At 63.8% G+C, this 25467-nt stretch carries 24 protein-coding genes and 1 pseudogene; 18 read left to right on the forward strand and 7 right to left on the reverse strand.

What is annotated here, in order from left to right:
• The first annotated feature begins 64 nt into the window (after positions 1 to 64).
• From CURSPS6_RS11820 to CURSPS6_RS11870, 11 genes are all read left to right on the forward strand, one after another.
• The gene (locus CURSPS6_RS11820; protein WP_030016475.1) at positions 65 to 1486 is read left to right on the forward strand and encodes a CCA tRNA nucleotidyltransferase; all 1422 of its coding nucleotides are present in this window, start codon (positions 65 to 67) and stop codon (positions 1484 to 1486) included.
• A gap of 200 nt (positions 1487 to 1686) precedes the next feature.
• Positions 1687 to 2730: an ABC transporter ATP-binding protein gene (locus CURSPS6_RS11825; RefSeq protein ID WP_082470550.1), complete on the forward strand. Its 1044-nt coding sequence runs from the start codon at positions 1687 to 1689 to the stop codon at positions 2728 to 2730.
• Between the two features lie 3 nt (positions 2731 to 2733).
• Positions 2734 to 3624 (forward strand): ABC transporter permease subunit, encoded by an 891-nt coding sequence (locus CURSPS6_RS11830; RefSeq protein WP_030016479.1) that lies wholly within the window; start codon positions 2734 to 2736, stop codon positions 3622 to 3624.
• Between the two features lie 215 nt (positions 3625 to 3839).
• Positions 3840 to 4184, forward strand: coding sequence for a TM2 domain-containing protein (locus CURSPS6_RS11835; RefSeq protein ID WP_082470552.1), 345 nt, complete (start codon positions 3840 to 3842; stop codon positions 4182 to 4184).
• A 195-nt stretch (positions 4185 to 4379) separates the two neighbouring features.
• Positions 4380 to 4679 (forward strand): 30S ribosomal protein S6, encoded by a 300-nt coding sequence (gene rpsF / locus CURSPS6_RS11840; RefSeq protein WP_030016483.1) that lies wholly within the window; start codon positions 4380 to 4382, stop codon positions 4677 to 4679.
• Between the two features lie 86 nt (positions 4680 to 4765).
• Complete coding sequence (locus tag CURSPS6_RS11845; protein WP_030016485.1) at positions 4766 to 5386, forward strand: single-stranded DNA-binding protein; 621 nt, start codon at positions 4766 to 4768, stop codon at positions 5384 to 5386.
• Positions 5387 to 5471: 85 nt separating this feature from the next.
• Positions 5472 to 5708 carry a 30S ribosomal protein S18 gene (rpsR, locus tag CURSPS6_RS11850; protein WP_030016487.1) on the forward strand — a complete coding sequence of 79 codons (237 nt, stop codon included), beginning with the start codon at positions 5472 to 5474 and terminating at the stop codon, positions 5706 to 5708.
• Positions 5709 to 5728: 20 nt separating this feature from the next.
• Positions 5729 to 6178 (forward strand): 50S ribosomal protein L9, encoded by a 450-nt coding sequence (gene rplI / locus CURSPS6_RS11855; protein ID WP_030016489.1) that lies wholly within the window; start codon positions 5729 to 5731, stop codon positions 6176 to 6178.
• A gap of 155 nt (positions 6179 to 6333) precedes the next feature.
• Positions 6334 to 6750, forward strand: coding sequence for a hypothetical protein (locus tag CURSPS6_RS11860; protein ID WP_030016490.1), 417 nt, complete (start codon positions 6334 to 6336; stop codon positions 6748 to 6750).
• Positions 6751 to 7194: 444 nt separating this feature from the next.
• A complete protein-coding gene (dnaB, locus tag CURSPS6_RS11865; protein WP_030016491.1) occupies positions 7195 to 8547 on the forward strand; it encodes a replicative DNA helicase in 1353 nt (450 codons plus the stop codon).
• A gap of 123 nt (positions 8548 to 8670) precedes the next feature.
• The gene (locus CURSPS6_RS11870) at positions 8671 to 10074 is read left to right on the forward strand and encodes an MFS transporter (RefSeq protein ID WP_030016492.1); all 1404 of its coding nucleotides are present in this window, start codon (positions 8671 to 8673) and stop codon (positions 10072 to 10074) included.
• Positions 10075 to 10101: 27 nt separating this feature from the next.
• Here CURSPS6_RS11870 and CURSPS6_RS11875 read toward each other — a convergent pair whose 3' ends face one another.
• Together CURSPS6_RS11875 and CURSPS6_RS11880 are read right to left on the reverse strand one after the other, a co-directional pair.
• Positions 10102 to 12519, reverse strand: coding sequence for a DUF4143 domain-containing protein (locus CURSPS6_RS11875; protein ID WP_030016493.1), 2418 nt, complete (start codon positions 12517 to 12519; stop codon positions 10102 to 10104).
• 189 nt (positions 12520 to 12708) lie between these two features.
• Positions 12709 to 13371: a hypothetical protein gene (locus CURSPS6_RS11880; RefSeq protein WP_030016494.1), complete on the reverse strand. Its 663-nt coding sequence runs from the start codon at positions 13369 to 13371 to the stop codon at positions 12709 to 12711.
• 570 nt (positions 13372 to 13941) lie between these two features.
• Between CURSPS6_RS11880 and CURSPS6_RS12860 the strand changes: the two are divergent.
• Both CURSPS6_RS12860 and CURSPS6_RS12865 read left to right on the forward strand, forming a co-directional pair.
• Positions 13942 to 14775, forward strand: a pseudogene (locus tag CURSPS6_RS12860) (YeeE/YedE family protein); the annotation flags it as partial.
• A 276-nt stretch (positions 14776 to 15051) separates the two neighbouring features.
• A complete protein-coding gene (locus CURSPS6_RS12865; protein ID WP_235503780.1) occupies positions 15052 to 15285 on the forward strand; it encodes a sulfurtransferase TusA family protein in 234 nt (77 codons plus the stop codon).
• A gap of 4 nt (positions 15286 to 15289) precedes the next feature.
• On the opposite strand, the gene CURSPS6_RS11890 is transcribed toward CURSPS6_RS12865, so the two are convergent.
• Together CURSPS6_RS11890 and CURSPS6_RS11895 are read right to left on the reverse strand one after the other, a co-directional pair.
• The gene (locus CURSPS6_RS11890; RefSeq protein WP_030016497.1) at positions 15290 to 16252 is read right to left on the reverse strand and encodes an aldo/keto reductase; all 963 of its coding nucleotides are present in this window, start codon (positions 16250 to 16252) and stop codon (positions 15290 to 15292) included.
• Between the two features lie 170 nt (positions 16253 to 16422).
• Positions 16423 to 16917 (reverse strand): GNAT family N-acetyltransferase, encoded by a 495-nt coding sequence (locus CURSPS6_RS11895; RefSeq protein ID WP_030016499.1) that lies wholly within the window; start codon positions 16915 to 16917, stop codon positions 16423 to 16425.
• 171 nt (positions 16918 to 17088) lie between these two features.
• Between CURSPS6_RS11895 and CURSPS6_RS11900 the strand changes: the two genes are divergently transcribed.
• Together CURSPS6_RS11900 and CURSPS6_RS11905 are read left to right on the forward strand one after the other, a co-directional pair.
• Positions 17089 to 18309, forward strand: coding sequence for a M20 metallopeptidase family protein (locus CURSPS6_RS11900; RefSeq protein WP_035811302.1), 1221 nt, complete (start codon positions 17089 to 17091; stop codon positions 18307 to 18309).
• Between the two features lie 71 nt (positions 18310 to 18380).
• On the forward strand, positions 18381 to 19682 hold the full coding sequence (locus CURSPS6_RS11905; protein WP_030016503.1) for an MFS transporter: 1302 nt from the start codon (positions 18381 to 18383) through the stop codon (positions 19680 to 19682).
• A gap of 8 nt (positions 19683 to 19690) precedes the next feature.
• Here CURSPS6_RS11905 and CURSPS6_RS11910 read toward each other — a convergent pair whose 3' ends face one another.
• Positions 19691 to 20731 carry a GTP-binding protein gene (locus tag CURSPS6_RS11910; protein WP_051687993.1) on the reverse strand — a complete coding sequence of 347 codons (1041 nt, stop codon included), beginning with the start codon at positions 20729 to 20731 and terminating at the stop codon, positions 19691 to 19693.
• A 78-nt stretch (positions 20732 to 20809) separates the two neighbouring features.
• Between CURSPS6_RS11910 and ykgO the strand changes: the two genes are divergently transcribed.
• From ykgO to CURSPS6_RS11925, 3 genes are all read left to right on the forward strand, one after another.
• Complete coding sequence (ykgO, locus tag CURSPS6_RS11915; protein WP_030016507.1) at positions 20810 to 20932, forward strand: type B 50S ribosomal protein L36; 123 nt, start codon at positions 20810 to 20812, stop codon at positions 20930 to 20932.
• Positions 20933 to 21029: 97 nt separating this feature from the next.
• Positions 21030 to 21785: an SDR family NAD(P)-dependent oxidoreductase gene (locus CURSPS6_RS11920; RefSeq protein WP_030016508.1), complete on the forward strand. Its 756-nt coding sequence runs from the start codon at positions 21030 to 21032 to the stop codon at positions 21783 to 21785.
• A gap of 144 nt (positions 21786 to 21929) precedes the next feature.
• Positions 21930 to 23387: an amino acid permease gene (locus CURSPS6_RS11925; RefSeq protein ID WP_051687994.1), complete on the forward strand. Its 1458-nt coding sequence runs from the start codon at positions 21930 to 21932 to the stop codon at positions 23385 to 23387.
• A 50-nt stretch (positions 23388 to 23437) separates the two neighbouring features.
• Here CURSPS6_RS11925 and CURSPS6_RS11930 read toward each other — a convergent pair whose 3' ends face one another.
• Both CURSPS6_RS11930 and CURSPS6_RS11935 read right to left on the reverse strand, forming a co-directional pair.
• A complete protein-coding gene (locus CURSPS6_RS11930) occupies positions 23438 to 24742 on the reverse strand; it encodes an FtsX-like permease family protein (RefSeq protein ID WP_030016510.1) in 1305 nt (434 codons plus the stop codon).
• Complete coding sequence (locus CURSPS6_RS11935; RefSeq protein WP_030016511.1) at positions 24739 to 25452, reverse strand: ABC transporter ATP-binding protein; 714 nt, start codon at positions 25450 to 25452, stop codon at positions 24739 to 24741. Before CURSPS6_RS11935 ends, CURSPS6_RS11930 begins: the two co-directional genes overlap by 4 nt.
• Between the last annotated feature and the right edge of the window lie 15 nt (positions 25453 to 25467).

The following is a 25467-nucleotide window of genomic DNA, read 5'->3' on the forward strand; positions in this document are numbered from 1 at the left end:
TCTTGTTGTGGATGACGGCGGCGGGCGCGCCGCGGGCCCGGTTTTCTGGCACGATTTAAGCACTATGGCAAACCTCTTTGACAGCTCATCGATCCATCCCGTCGCCCTCGAACTCGGAAAGCTCTTCGAGGACCGGGGATTTGAGCTGTCCCTCGTGGGCGGCCCCGTGCGTGACCTCTTTCTGGGCCAGGCAGCGCTCGACCTGGACTTCACGACCAACGCCACGCCGGACGAAACCCTCGACGTCGCCCGCGGGTGGGCCGACGCCCACTGGGAAATCGGCCGCGACTTCGGCACGATCGGCCTTCGCAAGGGCGATGCCATGATCGAGGTGACGACGTACCGCGCCGAGGCCTACGACGCCGATTCCAGGAAGCCCGCCGTCGCCTTTGCCCGGAAGCTGGAAGACGACCTCTTCCGTCGGGATTTCACGATCAACTCCATGGCGCTCCGACTGCCGAGCCTGGAACTGGTGGACCCCTACGGCGGGATCAAGGATCTCTCCGCCGGGCTCCTGCGGACCCCGGGCACTCCGGAGGACTCCTTTTCGGACGACCCGTTGCGCATGATGCGCGCGGCCCGATTCGTCTCTCGCTTGGACATCGATCCGGCTCCGGAGGTCGTGCAGGCCATGACCGGTATGGCCGATCGGATCGAGATCATCTCCGCCGAGCGCGTGCGTGACGAGCTCGTGAAGCTGATCATCGGCAAGAATCCCCGCCGCGGCGTCGAGCTGCTCGTGGACACCGGCCTCGCCACGCACGTGTTGCCCGAGATCCCGGCCCTTCGGATGGAAACCGATGATCAGCACCATCACAAGGACGTCTACCAGCACTCCCTGACGGTGATGATGCAGGCCGTCGACCTCGAGACCGGCCCCGATGGCGCCGTACCGAGCCCCGACTTCACCCTGCGTTTTGCGGCCCTGATGCACGACATCGGGAAACCGGCCACCCGGAAGATGGAGAAGAACGGCTCGGTCAGCTTTCGGCACCACGACGTCGTGGGCTCCAAATTGGCCAAGAAGCGCATGCGTGCCCTGCGCTTCGACAACGAGACGATCAAGAACGTCGGTCGCCTCGTGGAGCTTCACATGAGGTTTTACGGTTATGGCGAGGCCGGGTGGACCGACTCGGCGGTGCGGCGGTATGTCCGGGACGCCGGAGACCAGCTCGAACGCCTGCATCGCCTGACGCGCTCCGACGTGACGACCAGGAACCGTCGGAAGGTGCAGCGCCTCGGACGGGCCTACGACGACCTCGAACGTCGGGTCGCCGAGCTGGCCGAGCAGGAAGAGCTCGAGGCCATGAGGCCCGACCTCGACGGCCAGCAGATCATGAGCATTCTGGGCATCGCGCCGGGACCCATGGTCGGCAAGGCATATAACTTTCTGCTCAATCTCCGGCTCGACGAAGGGAGCTTGGGGGAGGAAGAGGCCGAGCGGAGGCTCAAGGCCTGGTGGGCCGAATCCGACCACGCCTCCTGACGGTGCCGGAGGGCGGTTCCACGATCGGGTGAGAGCTGTCTCTACCACCGCGGGTAGAGCCGGAGGGTAACAAGCACTCATACCCAGGTATGAAAAACGTCCTGGTTCCCTGAATTTCCAGGGGAACGGGGCGTTTTTGCCCTTAGGGTGGTAGCGGACGACATTTTCCCCGGTCAATACCGGGTAAGGAAGGAGCCACCATGATCGAGGTCTCTGGCCTCACCAAGCAGTATGGGTCCAAACGTGCCGTCGATGACATCTCGTTTTCTGTCCAGCCGGGCAAGGTCACGGGGTTCTTGGGGCCGAACGGCGCCGGGAAATCGACGACGATGCGCATGATCCTGGGTTTGGAGAAACCGACCGCGGGCGAGGCACTCGTGGATGGACAGAAATACAACCATCTCTCATCCCCGCTCACGACGGTCGGGGCGTTGCTCGAGGCGCGGGCGGTTCACCCGCGCCGCAGCGGTGTCAATCACTTGCGCGCGATGGCGCTGACCCACGGCATCCCGAAATCGCGGGTGGACGAGGTCATCGACATTACGGGCCTGAGCAGTGCCGCCGGCAAAAAGGTTGGCGGCTACTCGTTGGGCATGGGTCAGCGGCTCGGCATCGCCACCGCGATCCTCGGCGACCCGACCACGGTGATCCTGGATGAGCCGGTCAACGGCCTCGATCCGGAGGGCGTGATCTGGGTTCGCCAGATGGCACGTTTCCTCGCCTCAGAGGGCAAGACCGTGTTCCTCTCCTCCCACCTGATGTCGGAAATGGCGCAGACCGCCGACCACCTGATCGTGATCGGCCAGGGCAAGGTCCTGGCGGATCAGCCGCTCAAGGAATTCCTGAACCAGACCGGAGACGAGCAGGTTCTGGTTCGCACCGACGACCCCCAGGCCTTCGCCGAGGCCCTTCGCCAGGATCAGGTGGGGGTGACCCAGCGGGAGGACGGTTCGTTGATCGTCAGAGGCAACGGGCGCGAGGTCGCCCAGCGGGCCCAGTCCCACGGCGCCCTGCTCTGGGAGATCACCCCGCAGCAGGCGAGCCTGGAACAGGTTTACATGTCGATGACGCACGATTCGGTCGAATACCGCTCGTCGGATCCGAACGCCGGCCTCGGGTCGGGCGCCGCGCACAACAACGGTGCGACGTCGCAGGCTCCCGTGAACCGAGGGCCTCAGGATCCCGGCTATACCCCGGCGCACTCCACCGAACAGGACACCCCCTGGAACCAGGAGGAGAAGTAAGCAATGAGCACGAGCGTAGATACGCGCGAAACGCGGGGGTCGCAGCCCGCACGTTCCCAAGAATCGAAACACAAGCTGTCGTTCATCGGCGCCTTGCGGGCCGAGTCCCTGAAGTTCCGGACGTTGGTCTCGAGCTGGGTCATGCTGATCATCACGGTGGTCCTGATGGCCGGGTTCTCCGCGCTGACGGCGTACCAGGCCCGCACCATTAAGACCTCGCTGGACGACGCGATCAAGAACGGCAAGCAGCCGGATCCTTACCTGATGCAATTGGGCGATCCCGCCGCCTACGGACGGCAGGCCGTGGATTCGGGCTATATCTTTGCCTACATCATCCTGGCCGCGATGGCCGTAGTCTTCATCGCGTCTGAATTCGCCAATAAATCGGTGATCTCGACCCTGACCGCGGTTCCCCGACGGGGCATGGTCTACGTCGCCAAGACGGTGCAGATCACGATCATCGCGATCGTGGCCGCGATCGTCTCCGGGGTTTTGTCCTGGCTCATGGCGCAGTGGGTGCTCTCGGGCGTGGACCTGACCTTCGGCCTGTTCGAAGAGCAGACGCTGATGAACATCCTGGGCCTCATCGTGGTCTTCGTTCTGACCGCGTGGATGGGCATCGGCCTGGGCGCGATCATCCGGAATAACGCCGGGGCGATCGTGATCCTCGTGGTCCTGCTGTTCATCCTGCCGCTGATTCTCATGCCCTTCCAGTGGGAATGGGTTCGGGACTTCCAGAGCTACATCCCGCAGCAGTTGAGCGGAAACCTGACGAACCCCTTCGAGTCGCAGACCGACCCGAAGTACGTCGAGTCGGGTCTCTGGTACGCGGTGTGGTCGGTGGTGCCCCTGATCCTGGGGTACTTCTCCTTCACGCAGCGCGACCCGAAGTAGCACGCACGGACGTTGTGGCTTCCGCGAACGATGGCGGCGGTGTTTCACCGCCGCCATCGGCGTATCCGAGGCAATAGTGAGCCTTGTCGACTCGCCGCGGGCATCCACGGAGCGCGAACGTGCATGCCGCGGGCTCACTATTCGGTGAGGGGACCGGTAGCGTAGATATTCCCGATGGATCACACGCGGCCAATCGACCGACCCGAGGAGGGGCCATGAGCCACCCGCAACCCGAGCATCATTCCCCGCAGTACATCAATCACGACGGTGGCCCGCGGCCGGTCTACGTCGTCCGAAAGAGCGTGCTGCTCTCCTATATCCTGTGGTTCTTCCTGGGCGTCTTCGGAATCCACAAGTTCTATCTGCGGGCACCCTTCATGGGAATCTTCTATCTGATCCTTCACGGCCTCGGGTGGCTGCTCGCGCCGATCCTGGTCGGCTACGTTTTCTTCGCCCTGTTGGGCCTGCTGATGCTGATCGACCTGTTCACCATCCCGGTGCGCGTGGGTCTGATCAACGCGGGCGAGACGGCCCGGCTGAATAATCGCCGTCGCTTCTGAGCCCGACGACGCCCGCCGAGCAGCGGTTCAACGGTGATCTGACTCCCACAGGGGTGGTCAGGCTTGCCAGGTGCTGTAAACTCGGTGAGGTCTGTGTCGACTCGGTCAATCGCCGAGCGCGCCGGCAACGCACATGCGAACCTCCTGCTACGGAAATACCGTAGCCGCCAAAGACCAAAGGAGGTGGGTTCAAACATGCGTGAATACGAACTCATGGCCATCATTAACCCCGAGGTTGACGACCGCGCCGTTGAGACGACCCTCAACAAGTTCCTCGACGTCGTTCGTAAGAACAACGGCACCATCGAGAACATCGACATTTGGGGCCGTCGCCGTCTGGCTTACGAGATCCAGAAGAAGACCGAAGGCATTTACGCCGTCGTCAACTTCACGTCCGAGCCGGACGTCGCCAAGGAACTGGACCGCGTTCTGAACTTGAACGAGTCCATCATGCGCACCAAGATCATCCGCCCGGAAGAGCAGAAGATCTCCTAGTTTCCACAATTCGTCCGGAACCGTGCCATTCGGCCGGATCCGGTGATTGACTGGAAGCATCATTCAATACGACTCAGGAGGTCATGATGGCTGGAGAAACCATCATCACGGTCGTCGGAAACCTCACCGCCGATCCTGAACTGCGGTTCACCCCCTCGGGTGCCGCGGTCGCGAACTTCACGATCGCCTCGACTCCGCGTACTTTCGACCGTCAGAGCGGCGAATGGAAGGATCAGGAAGCCCTGTTCCTCCGTTGTTCGATCTGGCGCGAGGCCGCGGAAAACGTTGCGGAGTCCCTGACCAAGGGACAGCGTGTCATCGCCCAGGGTCGGCTCAAAGCACGGTCGTATGAAACCAAGGAGGGCGAGCGCCGCACCTCGATGGAGCTGGATGTCGACGAAGTCGGCCCCTCGCTCCGATTCGCTACCGCGTCGGTTAACCGCAACCAGCGTTCCGGAGGAGGAAACTTCGGAGGAAACCAGGGCGGATTCGGTGGAAACACCGGTCAGGGCCAGGGTGCTGGTAGCGGCCAGGGAGGCTTCGGAGGCAACTCCGGGGGCTCGAATGGTTACGGCGGTAACGGTTTTAACCAGGGTGGAAACCAGCGGGGCGGCCAACAGGCTCCCGCGGCGGACCCCTGGGGCCAGCAGAACTCCGGTGGTAGCTACGACTGGAGCGCTGGCCAGGACGACGAACCGCCGTTCTAAACCGAGGCGCAACCTCTCGATTCATTGATAAACCCATCCCGCGGTGTGAAAGCCGCGGGCTCCACAACACTGAAGGAGCACCACGATGGCTAAGGCTGAAATTCGTAAGCCCAAACCAAAGCAGAACCCGCTGAAGACTGCTGAAGTCACCGAGATCGACTACAAGGACGTCGCTCTCCTGCGTAAGTTCATCTCCGACCGCGGCAAGATCCGTGCGCGTCGCGTCACCGGCGTGACCGTTCAGGAGCAGCGCAAGATCGCTCAGGCAATCAAGAACGCCCGCGAAGTTGCCCTGTTGCCCTACTCCGGCGCTGGCCGCTAAAGAGAAGGAGAGTAGAAGACATGGCAAAGATCATTCTGACTCAGGAAGTCACCGGCCTCGGTGCCGCTGGCGACGTCGTTGAGGTCAAGGACGGCTACGCCCGTAACTTCCTCATGCCCCGTGGCCTCGCCACCGTGTGGACCAAGGGCGGCGAACGCCAGATCGAGTCGATCCGCAAGGCCCGCGAGGCACGTGCGCAGCACAACCTCGAGGACGCCCAGGCCCAGGCCGAGAAGCTCTCGGCAGCGACCGTCTCGGTTCCGGTTCACGCCGGTGCTGAGGGCCGCCTCTTCGGCACGGTCAAGCCGGCCGCCATCGCCGACGCGATCGAGGCCGCCGGCCTCGGCTCGGTCGACAAGCGCGCCGTGACCGTCGAGAAGAACATCAAGCGGACCGGACGCCACACCGTGGCCGTTCGCCTCCACGAAGATGTCGTCGCCAGCATCGAGATCGACGTCGTCGCATCCTAGGTGCCGGTGAAAGCGTGACGATTCTCCTGACCGAGATCGCCGCGTGAACACCAATCGAAGCCCGGACCTTTCCTGCGGGAGAGGGTCCGGGTTTCGTTGTCTGTGGGGGAACAACGGCACAGTGCACGATCAGATTGCCGTGGAAAGATGAGGCTATGGCCCAAACGAGTAAGCAGTCCGACTGGGAAGCGATGTGGGACGAAGCCGACGGCGACGTCTCCGAGAGTCGTCCCCACGGTCGGTTCAAGAGAACAGGCCGGAAGAACAGCCGGTTCCCTATGCTCCCCAGCACCAAGCTGCTGGTCATTGCGACGGGTTTCTGGGTCGCGTCGATCGTTCTGATCGTTTTGGGGTTCTTCGCCGGAAATTCCGGGTCGACCTCGACCGTCCTGGGGTTTTTCCTGGTGTGCCTGGTGGTCTCGGCCATCGCGGCCGCCTTCGCGAGCTTCCTGGCCCTCTTCGGTCTGTTCAAGTACCGCCGCCGCAAGGTTTTCAACCTCATCCTTCTGCTGATCTCCGTGGCGACCAACCCGTTGGTCATCCTGATGGTCGCGATGAGCGGGGTGGCCTGAGGTCCCGTCATGCCGAGGGGCAAGCCGGGCCCGCCGCGAGGAAGCGGCATCGTCTCTCACGGATCGTGAACGACGATGAGCGCGACATCCCTGCCGCTCCACAAGTTATCCACAAGCGTTTCGCTGGGTTGGGGAAAACTCGGTGTGAGTCGAGGCCCAGAGAACCTTCAACCCGTGGATGAGGGCTGGAAGTCGCGGAATAGTAACCAGGTTATCCACAGGGCGGCTTTGGGAAAAACCCCTTGTTATCAGGGGTGATGTAGTACAAATTTATTTATCCACAGGCTTATACCCAAGGGGTCCACAAGTGCGTCGGCCTTATGCACAAGTTATCCACACCTAGAACGGTGGCGAGTGGAAAACCCCGCCGGGGGCCGGCTCCGCAATGGGTCGGGAAGTCAGTAGGCTGGGGTAGCAGCGGCGTAGAGAAGGAGACCCAAACCGATGGCCGAAGCGGTCCAGGAACACGATGTAGGGCGGACACCGCCCCAGGACAACGTGGCCGAGCAGTCCGTGCTCGGCGGCATGATGCTCTCGAAGGACGCCATCGCGGACGTCGTCGAGGTGCTCATGGGGGTCGACTTCTACCGTCCGGCTCACGAGTCGATCTACGACGCGATCATCGATCTGTACGGCAAGGGCGAGCCCGCCGACGCCATCACGGTCGCGGATGAACTGACCAAACGCGGCGAGCTCAGCCGTGTCGGCGGCGCAGCGTACCTCCACACCTTGATCTCCTCCGTGCCGACCGCTGCCAACGCGGGCTTCTACGCCGAGATCGTCCGGGAACGGGCGGTATTGCGCCGCCTGGTCGAGGCCGGCACCAAGATCGTGCAGCTCGGCTACTCGCAGGACGGCGAGGTCGACGACGTCGTGAACCAGGCGCAGGCCGAGGTTTACCAGGTTGCCGAACGCCGCACCTCCGAGGACTACGTGATCCTTAAGGAGATCATCGGCGAGACCGTCGAGGAGATCGAAGCCAACGGGGACAAGACCGACGGCATGCAGGGCGTCCCCACCGGGTTCTACGAACTGGACGAACTCACGCACGGGCTGATGGGCGGGCAGATGATCGTCGTCGCCGCCCGACCCGCGGTCGGTAAGTCCACGCTAGCCTTGGACATCGCCCGGTCCGCCGCGATCCATCACAATCAGGCCGCGGTGATCTTCTCCCTGGAGATGTCCCGGAACGAGATCGCGATGCGCCTGCTCTCCGCCGAGGCGTCCCTGAACCTCTCCGACCTGCGCCGAGGCTCGCTCGAGGACAGCCAGTGGTCCAAGATCGCCGAGGTCATGGGACGGATGGATAAGTCCCCGCTATTCATCGACGACTCCCCGAACATGTCCATGATGGAGATCCGGGCCAAGTGTCGCCGGCTCAAGCAGAAGAATAACCTTCAGCTCGTGGTGCTGGATTACCTTCAGCTCATGTCCTCGGGCAAGCGCGTGGAATCGCGTCAGCAAGAGGTTTCGGAATTCTCCCGTTCACTGAAGCTCCTGGCCAAGGAGCTCGAGGTTCCGGTCATCGCGCTCTCGCAGCTGAACCGTGGCTCCGAGCAGCGCAACGACAAGAAGCCGATGATCTCCGACCTGCGTGAGAGTGGTTCCATCGAGCAGGACGCCGACATGGTGATCCTGCTCCACCGCGAGGACATTTACGACAAGGAGTCCCCGCGCGCCGGTGAGGCCGACGTGATCGTGGCCAAGCACCGTAATGGCCCCACCAAGACGATCACCGTCGCCTTCCAGGGCCACTACTCGCGGTTCGCCAATATGGCCAACGACGGCGGCTTCTAGCCGATACCCCCGGACGGCCGCGGGTCTCGTGGGACTCCGCGGCGACTGTGGCCGCCGACACGAACGCGTCATGAACCCTCATGAACTTCGCCACACTATCCGGTTCGGCGATACCTTGAGGGGATGAGCTCCGCCGCACCCTCTGAGAACTTTGGAACGCCCCGCCACGGCACCGCGGAATACGACCACTACTCGGTCTCCGCGCGCATGGACCGGCTACCGGTCCTGCGCTCCCACCGGATGATCACGGTGATCGTGGGCCTCGGGGTGTTCTTCGACCAGTACGAGAACTTCCTGGCCGCGACCATCTCCAAGGTCCTCCAGAACGACTTTCTCCTCTCCGGGACGGTGCTTTCCCTCGTGCTGGCCTCGGCGTTCCTGGGACAGTTCTTGGGCGCGATCTTCATGGGCCGCCTGGCCGACCGGGTCGGACGACGCACCGCGTTCATCGTGAACCTGCTGTTGTATTCGGGTTTCTCCCTCATCGCGGCCTTCGCGCCGAACGCCGAATGGCTGATCGTCTGCCGCTTCATCGCGGGCATCGGGATCGGCGGCGAATACGCGCTGGCCGACTCGTATCTCTCCGATCTCCTCCCGAAGGCTTCCCGCGGCCGCTTCATCGCGTGGGCGTACACGGTCAGCTTCCTCGGCATCCCGGCGGTCGGTTTGCTGGCCCACTGGTTGGTGCCGCTGACCCCGCTGGGTATCAGCGGATGGCGGTGGCTGTTCGTTCTGGGCGCCCTCGGCGGGTTCATCGTGTGGTTTGTGCGCCGCGGGGTCCCGGAGTCGCCACGCTGGCTGGAAACCCAGGGGCGGCTGAGCGAGGCGCGGGCGATCGTGGAGAAATTCGAGGACGAGGCCCGTGCCGCGGGCAAGACCCTCGCCGAACCTGACGCCTCGATCCGTCCCGTCACGGAAGCCAAGGTTCCCTTCCGAGAGATCTTCCAGAAGCCGTTCCGCAAGCGGACCTTGATGCTGTCCGCGATGAACTTCCTGCAGGTCTTCGGGTATTACGGTTTTGGCACCGTGGCGGTCCTGGCGCTGAGCGCCAAGGGATTCGACGTCGTCGAGTCCATTGGGTACACGGCGCTGACGTACTTCGGGTATCCGCTGGGATCGATCCTGATCATTCCGTTCATCGAAAAATTCGAGCGGAAGTACCTGGTGATGGTGACGGCCGGCCTCATGGGCGTGTTCGGCCTGGCCTTCGGGTTTGGCACGGGGCCCGCGTGGGTGGTGATCGCGGGCGTGCTGTTCACGATGGCGAGCAACATGTTCTCGAATTCCTACCATGTGTTCATGGCGGAGAATTTCCCCACGCGGGTCAGGGGAACCGCCTCGGGCTTCGCGTATTCGCTGTCTAAGCTGACCAGCGCATTTCTGCCGTTCCTGCTGCTCCCGTTGCTGAGCGGGGCCGGTTCGGCGGCGGTGTTCTCGGTGGTTGCCCTCGCGATGGTGCTACTGATCCTGGACGTCGGCATCCTGGGGGATCGCACCACCGGGCGTAGCGCGGATCGGGAGGCGTAGAGACGGGGCGCCCGTTCCGTCAGCGGGTCAGAGAGTCTCCAACCACGCCCGGACGGACTTCTCCATAGACCTGATGGTGCGCGCGGCCGATAGAAACGCCTTCGAGGTCGGCACCAGGTGGCTCGAAAAATAAGGCATCTGGCCGGCGACTTTTTCCAGCTCGGCTGTCTCCATATCGCCTAGTTGATCTGCCATGGCCTCAAGTTGCGGCATGAGGTCTGGGGGAAGTGCGCTTCGGTCAATCTTCGATGCCGCGGACAGCGCACGATTCAGCGATGTCATGAGGTTCTCCCAGGTATTCGACGCTTTCCGTCCGCTCTCGATGAGGTTTTGGTTCGGGGTTGCCAAGGCCTTTTCCGCGCGTGCCAGTGCCTTGCCGCGATCGAGTCCTGCCGCGGCGATCCGTGGAGGTATCGTCCGAAACTCTCGCCCTAGGCGGTCGAAATCCTCGAGAAATTCAAGGATATCTTTTTGGGCCTGAGGCATAAGAGATTCCGCGGCCTCCATATATTCCATGAATCCACGAGGGGGTTCATCGTGATCCCCTGAGGCTCCTTCGGGTGATTCGTCGGAAGCTACCGGTTGCGATTCTCTCTCGGTCATGACCTCGTCAAGGCGCCGAGCAATCTCCTCCACCGCCTGCCGATATTCTGCCGACGAGCGGTCTGAGACGCGTCCCTTATGCGCATCCAGGTACTTGATGGAACGCAGGCGCGTGAAAAGTGGTGTCTGAGCAGGGGCAGAGCCCAATTCGCGTGGTGTGATCCAGATGAGTGGCAGAAGTAGGTTTTCCGACCCACTGCGTTGCGCGGCGTCCGAGAATTGGGTGAACTCGTCCTGACACGCCTCACTCTTCACGTAGCGCGGTGTGATGAAGGGAAGGAAAAATGTTGACGTGCGTAATCCGTCATTGATACTCCTCTGGAGTTGCTGCCCCCAATGGATGGATTGGACGTCCAAGAACAGTTGGATGGAGCGTCCGAAGCGCCCCTCCATGGTGTCCTGAATGTCCAACGCAAACTGGCGAATATCGCCGCCGGTGGCCGACTCTTGATCCTTGTGCGTGTAGCTGATGAAGACGGTGGCGTCGGTCATGGACGACATGGGTTCGCTTTCTGGCGAGGCGGACGGAAGTGGAAGGGCTAGATCTTCTGTGCTGGGGGACTCCTGGGGAACCCAGAGCCGTTCATCGTGCAGGCTCGATAGGGGAATGGCCCAGAGATTATCGTCGAATGCGACGGATCGGTCACCCGTGTACACGACGAATCCCCGGTGGAACCTTTCGCCGTAATGATTCTTGAAGGCGCGTATGCCCTTGAAATGCTGAGGAGTGGCCGATCCTGAGCTTTTGACCTCGACGGCGACGAGGCGCCCCTGGGAATCCTGGAGAACCATGTCGACCTCATGGGTCCGGCCCTGGGTAATCTCCCGCCAATGGGTGAGGCGCGTCAGAGTCTCGGACCACCCGAGGTGGGCCACCAGCTGCTGAACGACGTGGGCTTCCAGGAGTCCTCCGCGAGCACCGGCGTCCCCGAGCGTGCGGTCGATGGAGAGCACCACGGACGCGGAAAGCGCGGTGTCTGCGGGGTAGACCTTCGAGGTTGAGCGGGCCGACTTCTTGACCGGGCGATGAAAATTCGGAATTTCGTGGAGAAGAAAGCGGCGTTCCAGAACATCGACGTACCGATTGACCGTTCGACGATCTATTCCGAGGGCCGTCGAGATCGCCGTGGCGTTGAATTCCCCCGCTGGGTTCATGAGCAGATGGGAGAGTACGTCGTGAGCGGTGCCGGCGTCCATTTTTTCGCCGGGAAGGACATTGTCGGTGAGGAGACCCGCGATGTCGTGTTCAATCCTGTGCGCCAAAACCAGTCCCGATGTGGCTTCTTCCGTGACTCGGTAGCGAGGAAGTCCACCGAGAATCACGCGTTCCTCCCAAGGGCGTACGGCGGAGGAAGCGGCTCCGGCGGCGTCGGGGGTCCCATCGAAGAGACGGTCGATGACCGACCAGGGCCGAGCGGGTGACGCCGACAGCTCCGCCTCACTCAAGGGTTCGAGCGTGAGCCGGGAGACACGGCGGGCGAGGGGGTCGGTGCCTCCCAAGCCAGTGCGGCCGATGGCGGCGGATCCAGTCAAGATGCACCGGACGGCATCGGACCTTTCGTCTAACAAGGCCTTAAGCGCCAGGGGCAAGCCCGGGAGTAATTGCGCCTCGTCAATCGCGAAGGGGACGGGAAGGCTTCGAAGCCACGCGAGGGTGTTTTCCGATGCCGCGGCATAGTGCGTGGGATCCGTCAGGGTGACGATGGTCGTGATCGTGCCGGCCTCGTGAAGAGCCCTCAAAAGTCGCGTCTTGCCGACGGCACGGGCACCTTCGATGATGACGACGGGCGACGACTCGAGGAGCTCGACGACCCGCGATTCGATGAACCGAGGAACGTACATGTCGAAGATTGTACATTCAGGGGTGCGAAGATTGTACATCCTGTGTACAGAGTTCCCCGTGACCTCGACATTCCGGATCCACGTAGGTCCGCCGCCCGATACCGAGTCTGGACGCAACCGTGGGGCGCTCGCCATGCGGTGAGCGCCCCACGGGCCGTTGGTTAATCCTCAGGGCCGAAGCCGTGGGATTTAGACGGCCTTAGTCTCAAATACCCCGCCCTTCATGGTGGAGGAATTGACGGTTCCATTGGCATCCGTCGCCACAATAGTGGCGATCCCCTGGTCATCGATGGTCAGGGATTTGGCGTTGGCAAAAAGTTTATTGGTGGAGCCCGGAAGGGTCTGGTGTGAATTGTATCCGTCGTCGGTCGGGGTCAGATAAATGACCGATGTTCCGGAAACGAAATAGATATTGCCCTCGCGGTCAACATTGGTGTTGGCGTAATGGACCTCGGGTGTGCTGAACATTGCTGTGGGGGCCATCGGAAGGCTGCCCGAACCGTTGTCTTGAGCGAAGCCCACCGCGCGGCCGTCCTGGTAAACGGCATAGCCCACGGCCCCTGTTTGCGGCGCTGTGGCCACGGGCGGCGTATCCAGGAAGTAGGTGCGGATCTCGAGGTTACCCTGGACCGGATGGTTCACGACCTGGCGTGAGGTTTCCTGCCAGGTTCCGGTCCACGTGTCGTCGAAGGTCGGAAGTTCCGCGGCGGCCTGCGTGTCAGCCGCCTGAGGAGCCGCCGCCGGGCTCGCGGCCATGGCGGGTGTTCCGGCGAACAGCGACGCCGCCAGGAGGGCGGCGCTACCGCCGCTCGCGAGGGTAATCTTCATTCGATTCGAGGTGGTGCTGCGCATGTTGGTTCATTCCTCTCCTTCGGTCCGCTCGTCTCCGAGGTGGCTCCGGTGCGGGGTCCGAGTGGTTGGTGTTTCCCATCATTTGCTGATGACACTGTGAACCATTCCTCAGGATTCCGGGTGGAACAAGGACTTCCTTGAATTTAAAACCAACTCGATACGCAGGTCACGAGGACGTCACTATTTCAAATCACAGTGACCCGCTATTCCGCGCGGAACTGACAAGCCGACAATCCCGCGAACGCGGGTCACAACGCTCACCGCGATAATTCCTCAACCGGAGGAGCCGGGATTATTCAAGGGTTTGAAATATGACCGCTTCGTGATCACCGGAATCGACTCCGGGAAATATTTCTCTCCCGGGCAGGGACGGTTCGCCGAGGCGGGGTCGAGCGTGCGTGACGAAGAGTTACCTAGGCCTGGGGTGCGGTCTTCCCGAGGGGTACGTTCGGCTCTACATCATCTCCGCGCACCTTCCGAGAAAGTTCGAACCCCATGATCCTGACCGGCCTCCTCATCGGCGCCCTGCTGGGCATCGTCATGCAACGGGGACGCTTCTGCGTCACCGGAATGCTGCGGGATATCTTCCTGCTGAAATCCTGGCGGACCTTTACCGCCCTGATGATCGTGATCGCCGTCCACGCCGTCGGAATCGCGGCCCTGACCGGCGCGGGGATTATTTCCCCCGAGTACCCGACCTTCGCCCCCGCGGCCGTCGTGATCGGCGGGTTGCTCTTCGGCATGGGCATCATCCTCGCCGGGGGTTGCGCCTCGGGCACGTGGTACCGCGCCGCGGAAGGACTCGTGGGGTCGTGGATCGCGCTCGCGATGTACGCGCTCTCCTCGGCCGCCATGAAGAAGGGCGCGCTCGGCGGCCTGAACACCGGCATGAAAAAGTGGGACACCGGGCTCACGACGATTCCCGCCGCCCTCGGTCTTTCGCCGTGGCTGTTCGTCGTTGTCCTGGTCGCGATCACCCTCGTGATGGTGCGTCACTTCTTGCGCAGGGAACGCCAAGCGGCCAAGCCCGCGACCCTCGGCGGTCGGTCCGCGTGGAAGCGGCCCCTGCACTTCTACGTTGCGGCCGTGCTCGTCGGTCTCCTCGGGGTCATCGCCTGGCCGCTGTCCGCGGCGACGGGCCGTAACGACGGGTTGGGCATTACCTCGCCCTCGTCAAACCTGGTGAAATTCATCGTGACGGGCGACGGCGCGACGATCGACTGGGGCGTTCTCCTCGTGCTCGGCCTCTTCGTGGGGTCCTTCGTGGCGGCCAAGGCAACCGGAGAATTCCGCGTGCGCGTTCCCGACGCCGCCACGGCCGTTCGCTCGGCGATCGGCGGCGTCATGATGGGCGTGGGAGCCTCGTGGGCGGGAGGGTGCACCGTCGGTAACGGCATGGTCCAAACCAGCCTGTTCAGTGTCCAAGGATGGGTCGCTCTGGTGTTCATCGCGCTGGGTGTGGGGCTCGGCGCCAAACTCTGGCTCAAGCCGTCCCGGACGAGGCCCGCGACCGAAGGCACCTACTCCACGGATCAGAGCCTCGGTGGCACCGCCGGATCCGCCGACATCGAAAACACGCCCGCACCCGGCGCCGGAGAAACCTCACCCTTCGGTGGATTTGCGGCGGCGCCGGGAGCGCTCGCGGTCAAGGCTCCGGAAGCCTCGGCCAAGGTGCGTGACCTGGGTGAAGGGTACTACGCGCTCGATTCCTTGGGCGCGGTCTGCCCCTTCCCCCTGATCGAGGCGAAGGACGTCATGACGACCCTCGCCAGCGGCGACCACCTGGTCATTGACTTTGACTGCACCCAGGCCACCGAGGCCATTCCGCACTGGGCCGCCGAAGATGGCCACGAGGTCACGGACTTCCACGAACGCGGAGAGGCCAGTTGGCAGATCACGCTGCGGAAGGCCTAGGGGCCTAGGCGAAGTCGGAGGACGCGGCGTCGAGCTGGGCAACCTCGGAGTCGCTCAGCGTCAGGTCGGCGGCCGCCAGGACGGACTGAAGCTGCTCGGTGGTGCGTGCCGAGGCGATGGGCGCGGTGACGCCCTTGGCCAGAAGGTACGCGAGGGCGACCGAGGTGATCTCGACGTCGTGGCTCCGGGCGACCTGATCGAGGGCGTCGACGACGCTCAGGCCGTTCTCGATGCTGGTTTCTGAGAAGTAGTCATCGATCATCGACTGGCGGGCGGTCCCCTTCACGTCGTCCTGGGACCGGTACTTACCCGTGAGGAACCCCGAGGCCAGCGAGAAGTACGGGAAGACGGCGGCGTCATACTGGCGGGCGATCGGCGCGTAATCCTGTTCGAAGTCCCGGCGCTTGACCAGGTTGTAGTGCGGTTGGATCGCCACGGGGACGGTGAGCCCTTCGGCGGTCGCGAACTCGAACCAGCGCGACATGCGCTCGGGACTGTAGTTGGACAGGCCGATGCTCTTGGCCTTGCCGGACTTCACGATCTCGTCGTAGGTCCGGGCCTGATCCTCGATCGCGACCGACTCGTCGTCGAAGTGCGCGTAGTAGAGGTCGACGTAGTCGGTCTGGAGGCGTTTCAGGGAGTCGTCGATGGCCGCGATGACGGTCTCGCGGGCCTGACCCTGATGTTCGGGGTGGCTGCCCGCCTTGGTCGCGATGACGACCTCATCCCGTCGACCGCGCGCGGCCAGCCATTCGCCGAGCACCGTCTCGGACTCGCCGCCCTGATGCCCTTCGGCCCACGCCGAGTAGACGTCGGCGGTATCGATGAAATTGCCTCCGGCCTCCGTGAAGGCGTCGAGGACGTCGAAGGACTCCTGACGGTCCGAGGTCCACCCGAAGGTGTTGCCGCCCAGGTTGATCGGGAACACCGAGATGTCGGTGCGGGGGATGCGCTGAAGTTCTGCCATGAGGTCCTCCTTGGTTGTGGGGCATGATCGCCCCGAGGTATTTCCCGTCACACGTAACGAGGTGGCCTGCGCTGATATTCCGTTCGGCACACGAAAACCGTGACATTCCCGGAGTGGAATATCTGCCGCGCTGCCTCGGTCTGTCAGGGTGGGGCGGGGGCAGGACGCCGTCAGGCCGCGCCGAAATCTCGCAACGCTCGACCGTCGAGCCGGTAGGTCTGCCAGCCGTCCATCGGCTCGGCGCCCAAGGACTCGTAAAACTGGATCGAGGGTTCGTTCCAGGTGAGGACCGACCACTCGACGCGCCGATAGCCGCGGTCGAGAGCGGTTGCGGCGAGAGTTCGCAAGAGCTGCTTGCCGAGACCCGAGCCGCGGCGCTCGGGGCGCACGAAAAGGTCTTCCAGGTAGATGCCGTGTTCGCCCTCCCAGGTGGAGAAATTCAGGAACCAGATGGCGACGCCGTCGATGCGTCGCCCCGTCCCGCCTTCGGCCTCCGCGACGAAAGCAAAGACCGCCGGGTTCTCCCCGAAGAGCTGTTCCCGGAGGCGATCCTCGGTGACTTTGACCGAATCCGCCTCGTTCTCGTACCCGGCGAGGGCTTGAATCAGTTCGAGGATTTCGGGGGCGTCGTCGGCCACGGCGGGGCGAATCGGAGAAGTAACCATGGACACACCGTAAGACCTTGCCGCCAAAGGGTTCCAGGCCGCCGATGTCACATATTGCATGGAGTAACCTCAATAGTAGGCTGAAACACGTACCTACGAGACGCACCTCATATTAGGGGTGCGTTTTCCGTGGGTCCAGTACGTCGTCGAGCGAAGAATCGTAGTTACATCATGTCGAGCCTGACCGAATTGGTTACGTCCACCATTTCCGAGAATGCGGAGGAGATGGTGGCGCTGCGCCGCGAGCTCCACCAGATCCCGGAGCCCGGCCTGCATCTGCCCCAGACCGCGGCACGCGTCCGACGCGAATTCGCGGAATTGGACATGGAGATCACCGACGCGAACGAGGTCTCGGGTTTCGTCGCGGTGCTCCGCGGCGGCAAGGCGGCCAAGACTCCGCTCGCGGAGCGACCCATCGTTCTGTTGCGGGCCGATATGGATGCGTTGCCCGTGGCCGAGGAATCCGGGCTACGCTGGGCCTCCCAGAACGGGGCCATGCACGGGTGCGGGCACGACATGCACATGGCCGGGATCGTGGGCGCGGCCCGGGCGCTCCACGCGGTCCGCGAGCAGCTGACCGGCGATGTCGTGTTCTTCCTCCAGCCTGGCGAGGAAGGGTGGGATGGGGCGCAGCACCTGATCGATGAGGGGCTCCTCGAAGCCGCGGGACGCTTGCCGGATCACGCGTACGGCCTGCACGTCTGGTCGGCCCAGTTCCCCACGGGAACCATCACGGCCCGGCCCGGCCCCCTGATGGCTTCCTCCGACACCATGGTCGTGCGCGTCCACGGCCGCGGGGGCCACGGTTCCGCGCCGCACAAGGCGCTGGACCCGGTGCCCGTCGCCGCGGAGATGGTGACGCAGTCGCACGTGTTGGTGACCAGGGAATTCGACATCTTTGATCCGGTCGTCGTGACCTGCGGGAGCGTCGTGGCCGGGTCGGCCGCCAACGTGATTCCGGACCACGCGACCGCCAAATTCACGCTGCGCGCGTTCACCCCCGAGACGCGTCTCCGGCTCATGGACAGCCTGTCGAGGCTCTTCGAGGGCATCGCCGCCGCGCACGGCACGACCTGCGAGGTCGAGGAGCGGAAGCTCTACCCGGTGACGGTGAACCAGGCCGAGGAGACCGAGTACCTCGCAGATATCACCGAGAAGGCGTTCCCCGGCCGCTGGACGGAGCTGGAGCAACCGGTCGGCGCGTCCGAGGATTTCTCCAAGATCCTCGAGCGGATTCCCGGGGCCTACGCGTTCGTCGCCGCCGTCGACCCTGAGAAAGACTTCGAGACGGCGGCCTTCAACCACTCTCCGTTCGCGACCTATGACGACTCGGTGCTGACCGACTGCTCAAGGCTCTTGGTGGACCTCGCCCTGGGACGCCTCACCTCCTGACCCCCGGACCCGTCCGCACCGGCGCGGGGCCCGCATCAACGCACCAGAGAACCTCACGAAAGGATCCCACCGTGAGCACATCCACGACTTCCCCGACGCGTGTCCGCGGGGGCCAATCGAACGTCAAGACCCTCCTCGGGACCGGTATCGGCAACGCGCTGGAATGGTTCGATTGGAATATCTACGCGAGCTTTGCCGTGTATTTTTCGACGCAGGTTTTCAATAAGGCGGATCCGCAATCGGCTTTCCTGGAAACGATGGCGATCTTCGCCGTGGGCTTCGTCGCCCGTCCCTTCGGCGGCGTTCTCTTCGGATTCCTCGGCGACCGGTGGGGGCGGAAGCGCTCGCTCACGTTGGCCGTGGTCAGCGCGTCGGTCGGCTCATTGATCGTGGCGCTCTGCCCCACCTACGACCAGGTGGGCTGGCTCGCCTCGGCCCTGTTGCTGCTCGGCCGCTTGGTCCAGGGGCTCTCCCACGGCGGCGAGCTCCCGGCGGCCCAAACGTATTTGGCGGAACACGCGCCGCCCAAGAAACGTGGCCTTTTCGCGAGTTCCATCTACATCACCGGCACCCTGGGGCTGCTCTGCGGGCTGATCCTGGGCCTGGTCCTTCAGTCCACGCTGAGCGACGAGCAGATGGCCGCGTGGGGTTGGCGCATCCCGTTCGTCGTCGGGGCCGTGTTGGGCATCGTCGCGATCTGGCTGCGCTCCACGCTGGAGGAGTCCGAGGTGTTCACCGAGCACATGGACGCGGTCAAGAAGAACGACGTGCGGAAGCAGAACATTTTCGTCGCGATCCTCAAAAACTGGCGCACGGGACTGCAGGTGATCGGCATGACGGCGGGGCTGACCGTCTCTTATTACGTCTGGTCGGTCACGATGGCCTCGCTGGCCACGACCACGTTCCACTACTCGTCACAGCACGCGTTCACCGCCTCGCTGATCGGCAACGTGGTGTTCATCCTGGCTCTGCCGGTGTGGGGCATCGTTTCGGACAAGATCGGTCGGAAACCGTGCATCTTCATCTCGGTCATCGGTTCGTTTGTGTGCAGCCTGCCGCTGATGAAACTCGTCTCCGGCGGAGAGTTCTGGCAGCTGGCCCTGGCGATCTGCGTCCAACTGATCTTCCAGGCGGCCTTCCTCGGCCACGGGCCGGCGACGTACGCCGAGATGTTCTCCACGGACCAGCGGACGGCCGGATTCGGCGTGCCGTATTCCATCGCGATTGCGGCCTTTGGCGGCACCGCGGGATACGTGCTGACGCTGATCGGCAACCCCTACATCTTCGCGCTGTACTCGATGGCCCTGCTGGTGATCTCGGGGTTGACGGTCCTGACGTTGCCGGAAACCAAGGGTAAAGACCTCCGCGCGTAGGGCCCGGTTCACTCGAAGCGGTCGCCCGCTGTGACCCACGCGGGAAACGGGTCGGGCATGTGTCGCCAGGACGCCGGGTCGGAGAGGAGCTCGGCGTCGTCGAGCACCGCTTCGTCGAGGATGCGGGTGAGCTCCACCGGGCGAAGATCGATCCCGGTCAGGATGATGTCCTGTCCGAAACTCAGCGGTTCGCCGGGTGTGGTGTCGTCGCGGGCCAGCGGATCGATGACCATCACGGCCCCGGTGTGCGACCACGCGGCCGTGATTCCGGGGCGGCTCGCCAGGCGGCAGAAGCCGCAGGATCTGATGACTTTTCCTCCCGCGCCGGGCTCGAGGTATTCGTCGAGAGCGCGCTGAAGCCTCACCGGGTTAAAGGGCCGCGGGTTGGTGTAGCGCATCGATGCGACCCGCGGGTGCTTCGGCCGCGCCGTGTGCAGGCCGTTCAGGTGGGCAATCCAACCGGGACGTACCTGGTGGGAGCCGTAGGTTTCCGCGGCGTCGTCGGCTCCTTGCCGGAAGGATTCGTACGCGTCTTGTTCGAGGACAATCTTGGCCCACGGGGCGAGCTCCCCGATGAGCGCTCGGATGAGGTCACGCTCCTCGCTCGGCACGTGTTGCGCGTTCGTCAGCAGGGCGGTGGAGCAGTATTCGATCTGTTGCGCCGTCAACAAGGCGCGGGCCGACGCCGTCGTGAAGGCCGTGCCGTGATGGAACTCGAGGTGTTCGACGCGGTCGGTGCGTTCCAACTCGCTGAAGAAATGCGTCGCGTCGATCACGCAGACGACCTCGACGAGCCGCGTGGGTTCCTCCGGATCGACCAGGGAACCGATAATTGCCGGCATCGGCGCTTGCACCGGGTACTCGACGACCACCCGGGAGGCCGCCGTCCAAGGGATCAGCGCCGTGGCCTCCCGGACCGGGTCCGCGGCCGCGGCCAGCCGTTCCGCGTGGATGAATTCGCTTCCGGACCGTTGGGCGATGCCGTGCGCGACGGCGCTGCGCTCGGGCACGCACGAACCCACGACGGCGGTGACGCTGGTCAATTCCACTCCGTGACTCCTCTGCATTCGGATTTCATGCGTACACTATAGCGTGTAATTGCGAATCATTCTCATAAAAGGAGCACGATGAAGGTCAGAGCATCGATCCGGTCCCTCAAGAACCAGCCGGGCGCGCAGGTGGTCAAGCGCAAAGGGCGCATCTACGTGATCAACAAGGAGAATCCCCGCATGAAGGGCCGTCAGAAGTAGGTTTCCGGGAGGTTCGGGGGTGACGAGGCCGGGCGCGGGGCGCAGAATGAGGGAGGTGCCCGGGGAATCCGGGGGCGCGACGTACGAAAGGGTCGACATGTCCACCACTCTCATCACGGGTGCCTCCTCCGGAATCGGCACCGAACTTGCCCATCGATGCGCCCGGCGGGGGGACGACCTGATCCTGGTGGCCCGTCGCAGGGACCGCCTCGAAGCGCTCGCCGCCGAGTTGACGTCCCGGGATGGAATCGACGTCGAGGTCGTGGACATGGATCTTTCCACGACCTCGGCCGCCGCCGAACTCTGGGACCGCTTGTCCTCGAGGCGGGTGGACACGCTCATCAACAACGCGGGATTTGGCAACGGTGGCACGGTGGTCGACGCCGACCCGGAACTCCTCGAGAAAGAGGTCCGGTTGAACTGCCTCACCCTGGTGGGGCTGACGCGTCGCTTCCTCGCGCCCATGGTCGAGAGGCGAAGCGGCACGATTATCAACATCGCCTCCACCGCCGCGTGGCAACCGGTGCCGAATATGGCCCTCTACGCCGCGACCAAGGCGATGGTCCTCTCCTTCACAGAGGCGTTGTGGGCCGAGGCCAAGCCGCATGGCGTTCGGGTGGTCGCGGCCTGCCCCGGACCGACCGACACGGAATTCTTCGACCACGCCGGAACCGCCGCGCGAGTCGGTCGGATGCGCACCACCGAACAATTTGCCGAAACTCTGTTCTCCCATCTGGATGGGAGATCCCCGAGCTTCATCGACGGATTGGCCAACAGGGTGGTCGCGAAGGGCGCGGCCTTGATGCCGAAGAAACTCGTGCTGAAGATCGCCGGGGCGGCGATGCGGGACTGAGCCTGACTCGTGGCCGGCCACGGCCTGACGTGGCGAGGGTATGGCGGACACCGTGGCTGTATATTGAGTGAATGACGTCACATGACGTACCGTGGTTGCCCAGGTCACCTATAACTTCCCCCCACCCCCCCTGAGAGGCGGACCATGAGCGATCAGTCAGCACCGGAAAACACCGAGAACCTGTCCCGAGGGCTCAAGAATCGACACCTTCAGCTGATCGCCATCGGCGGAGCTATCGGCACGGGCCTGTTTTACGGCTCCGGGAAGCTCACCAACGTGGTGGGCCCCGGCCTGCTGGTGGTCTACGCGGTCATCGGCTTCATCCTGTTTTTCGTGATGAGGGCGCTGGGCGAGCTGTTGCTGTCGAACCTGAACTACAAGACCTTCGGCGATATCGCCAAGGACAACATCGGTCCCTGGGCCGGGTTCATGGTCTCGTGGAACTACTGGTTCTCCTGGGTGGTTGGGTGCGTGGCCGACCTCGTCGCGGTCACCGCCTATATCCAGTACTTCTGGCCCAATGTTCCGGTGTGGCTACCCGCGCTCATTACGGCGCTCGGCCTGATTGCCCTCAACCTTCAGCCCGTGAAGGCCTTCGGGGAGACGGAATTCTGGTTCGCGATCATCAAGATCGTGGCCATCCTTGCCCTGATCTTCGTGGGTATCGTGCTGATTCTTCGCGGCTACGAGAACGGCGACGGGACTCGGGCGGCCGTATCGAACCTCTGGGAGCACGGCGGCTTCTTCCCGACCGGGTTCACCGGGTTCATGCTCGGCTTCCAGCTGGCGATCTTCTCGTTCATCGGCATGGAGCTCGTGGGTACGACGGCCGCCGAGACCGAGAACCCGCACCGTAACCTTCCGCGCGCGATCAACTCGATCCTGCTGCGCATCGTGATCTTCTACATCGGCTCGCTGGCGGTGATCATGATGGTGACGCCGTGGAACCACATCGACCCGGAGCAGAGCCCGTTCACCACCATGTTCGGCAATGCCGGGTTCGCGGGGGCGGCCTTGGTCGTCAACCTGGTGGTGCTGACCTCCGCGGCGTCGAGCGCAAACTCCGGCGTATATTCCGCAACGCGCATGTCTTTCGGTCTCGCCAAGGATGGACACGCCCCCAAGGTCCTGAACATGACGACCCGGCGGGGAGTGCCCCGGAACGCCGTTTTCTTTACCTCGGTGTTCCTCTTCGCCTCGATTCCGCTGCTGCTGGGCGGGGACGCCTTGACCCAGGCCTTCACGGTGGTCAGCTCGATCTGTTCCGCGGACATCCTGTTCACCTGGGGCTCGATCGTGGTCAGCTACATCATCTACCGGCGTCGGCACCCCGAGCGGCACCGGGCCTCCGGATTCAAGATGCCGCTGTCAACGATCGCGCCGTGGGTCGTTCTGGTGTTCTTCGTCTTCATCGCGTTCACCTTGACCCTGAGCGAAGACACGCGGATCGCGGCCTACCTGAGCCCGGTGTGGTTCATCTTCTTGGCCGTGGCCTGGCAGTTCGTCAAGCGCCGGTTGATCAGCCAGAAGCGCCCGCTCACGGCCGAGATCCCCGTGGTCACGCCGCAGGAGATCCGGAATCAGTTCAGGGACGACGCCTAGGGCCGGCATCCCGGGGCGGGCCGAGGGTCCGGCCCGGGAAGCAGCGTCGCCTATGCCTGCACGACCCGGCGAAGGGTCGGGGTGGTGGCCACGGTGGCGACCCAGACGATGCCGATCCCGGCCAACAAGACCGCCAGAATGACCAGCAGGGTCAGGGGGCTCATGAGCATCGCGCCCCCGACGATGGGCGCCGCGGTCACGCAGGCGATCGCCACGGTGATGATCATGACCGTCAGCAGGGACCTCATGACCGAAAGCTGCCGGATCTGCGCCTGGTCCGCGATGGACATGCCAACCCGTGACAGGGCGACGTAGAGCTCCCGACGGTCGAGCACCTGGGCCGTTTGGTTGATGCTCACGGAAGCGGCCACCATGACGAAGGAAATGACGAGGGCCAGGATGACGCCCGTTTGGATGTCGTTGTTGAGCATCACCTCTTCCGGCCTGGCATTGGGACCCGAGCCCGCCGAGATCATCGCCATTCCGGACCCGGCGACCACGGCCAAGTAGATGCTGAACCCGACGCCGCCGACCTGACGCCACATTTCCTGGGGCGACTCGAGGACATTGCGCGCGGCGATCAGCGTGACGGCGGTGCGGGCCTTTTTCGCCTGTCGCGTGGCGACCCACTTCAGCACCAGGGGCCCCAGGAAGTTGATCCCGAGCAGGGGAACGACCATCGCCAGAACGAGGAAGATCAGGATGAAGGCCCCGGCGAGGCCGCCGACCGCCGCGATCATGACCTGCGCCAGCAGGAATACCACCACGGCCACGATCAACCGGGTGCGGCGAACTCTTCTCGGCGTCGTGCGGGACCGCACGCTCAAGGGCGTGATGTGCACCCGGCTGAGGCCCAGGAGGGAACTGCCGACCGCGAGCGCGAGCAGCGCGAGGATCCCGACAATCAGCAGGCCGGGACCCATCCACAACCCGGAGGCTCCGATCGGATCGCCGTTGAAATGGACCAGCCCCACCAGCGGAGACAAGAGAAGGTACAAGATGACACCCAGGGCGATCCCGGCGCTCGCCAGCACGGAGGCCTCTGCGACGGACACGGCCCGCAGCTGAGACTTGGAGGCGCCCAGAAGGCGCAGGGTGGACAGGCGTCGGTCCCTTTGACGTGCCATGAGCCTGCCGGCCGACGACATGAGGGCCGCCATGGGAATGACCAGGAGCAACAGGGCGAGGACGGCGCAGGTGCCGTACATCAGGCCGTTCTCGCCCGGGATCGACATGAGGTATCGGGCTCCGCCGAGGACGATGAACCAGATGGCGCTGGTCATCATGAACGCGGTGACCGGCAGGATCCAGGTTCCGCGGTCCTCGAAGGTCTTGCGGAGGAAGAGGGGAATCATCGCCGGCCTCCCAGCCCGTCGTCGACGACGTGGCCGTCGTTGAGCCGGATGGTCCGGGAGCATCCCGCCGCGACCTCGGGGTCGTGCGTGACGATCACCAGGGAGGCACCACGGGAGGCGGTCGATTCGAGAAGGGCCCGCAGGACCTGATGCGAGGTGTCGCTGTCCAGGGCGCCGGTCGGCTCATCGGCGAAGACGACGTCGGGCTGGGTGACCTGCGCCCGGGCGATGGCGACCCGTTGAGCCTGACCACCCGAGAGCTCACCGGGCCGTCGGTTCTCCATGCCGCCGAGGCCCAACGCGGCGAGCCAGCGGGCGGCCTCGCGTTCGGCCTCGGCGCGGTCCGTTCCAGAGACCATGAGGGCCATCGCGACGTTTTCGATGGCCGTCAGCTCGGGCAGGAGGAGGCCTTCCTGGAAAACGAACCCGATGCTGTCCCGGCGTAGCGTGGCCCGCGCCTCGGAGGACATCGCGGAGATCTCCACGGGGGCCGTTCCGGACCCGAGGTTCAGCTGTACGCCGCCGTGATCGGGCGCCATGATGCCGGACAGGATGTGCATCAGGGTCGACTTGCCGGAACCCGACGGGCCCATGATGGCCACGGATTCTCCGGGCATGATCGTGACGGATACGTTGTCGAGGGCGCGCGTCGACGAGAAGGCCTTGAAGAGGCCCTGCGCGTTCAGGCGTGGAGCGAGATAAGTGGTCATGTCTCCATGCTCGTT

It is taken from the genome of Curtobacterium sp. S6 (assembly GCF_000710345.2).
In the GTDB taxonomy this organism is placed as follows: domain Bacteria; phylum Actinomycetota; class Actinomycetes; order Actinomycetales; family Micrococcaceae; genus Rothia.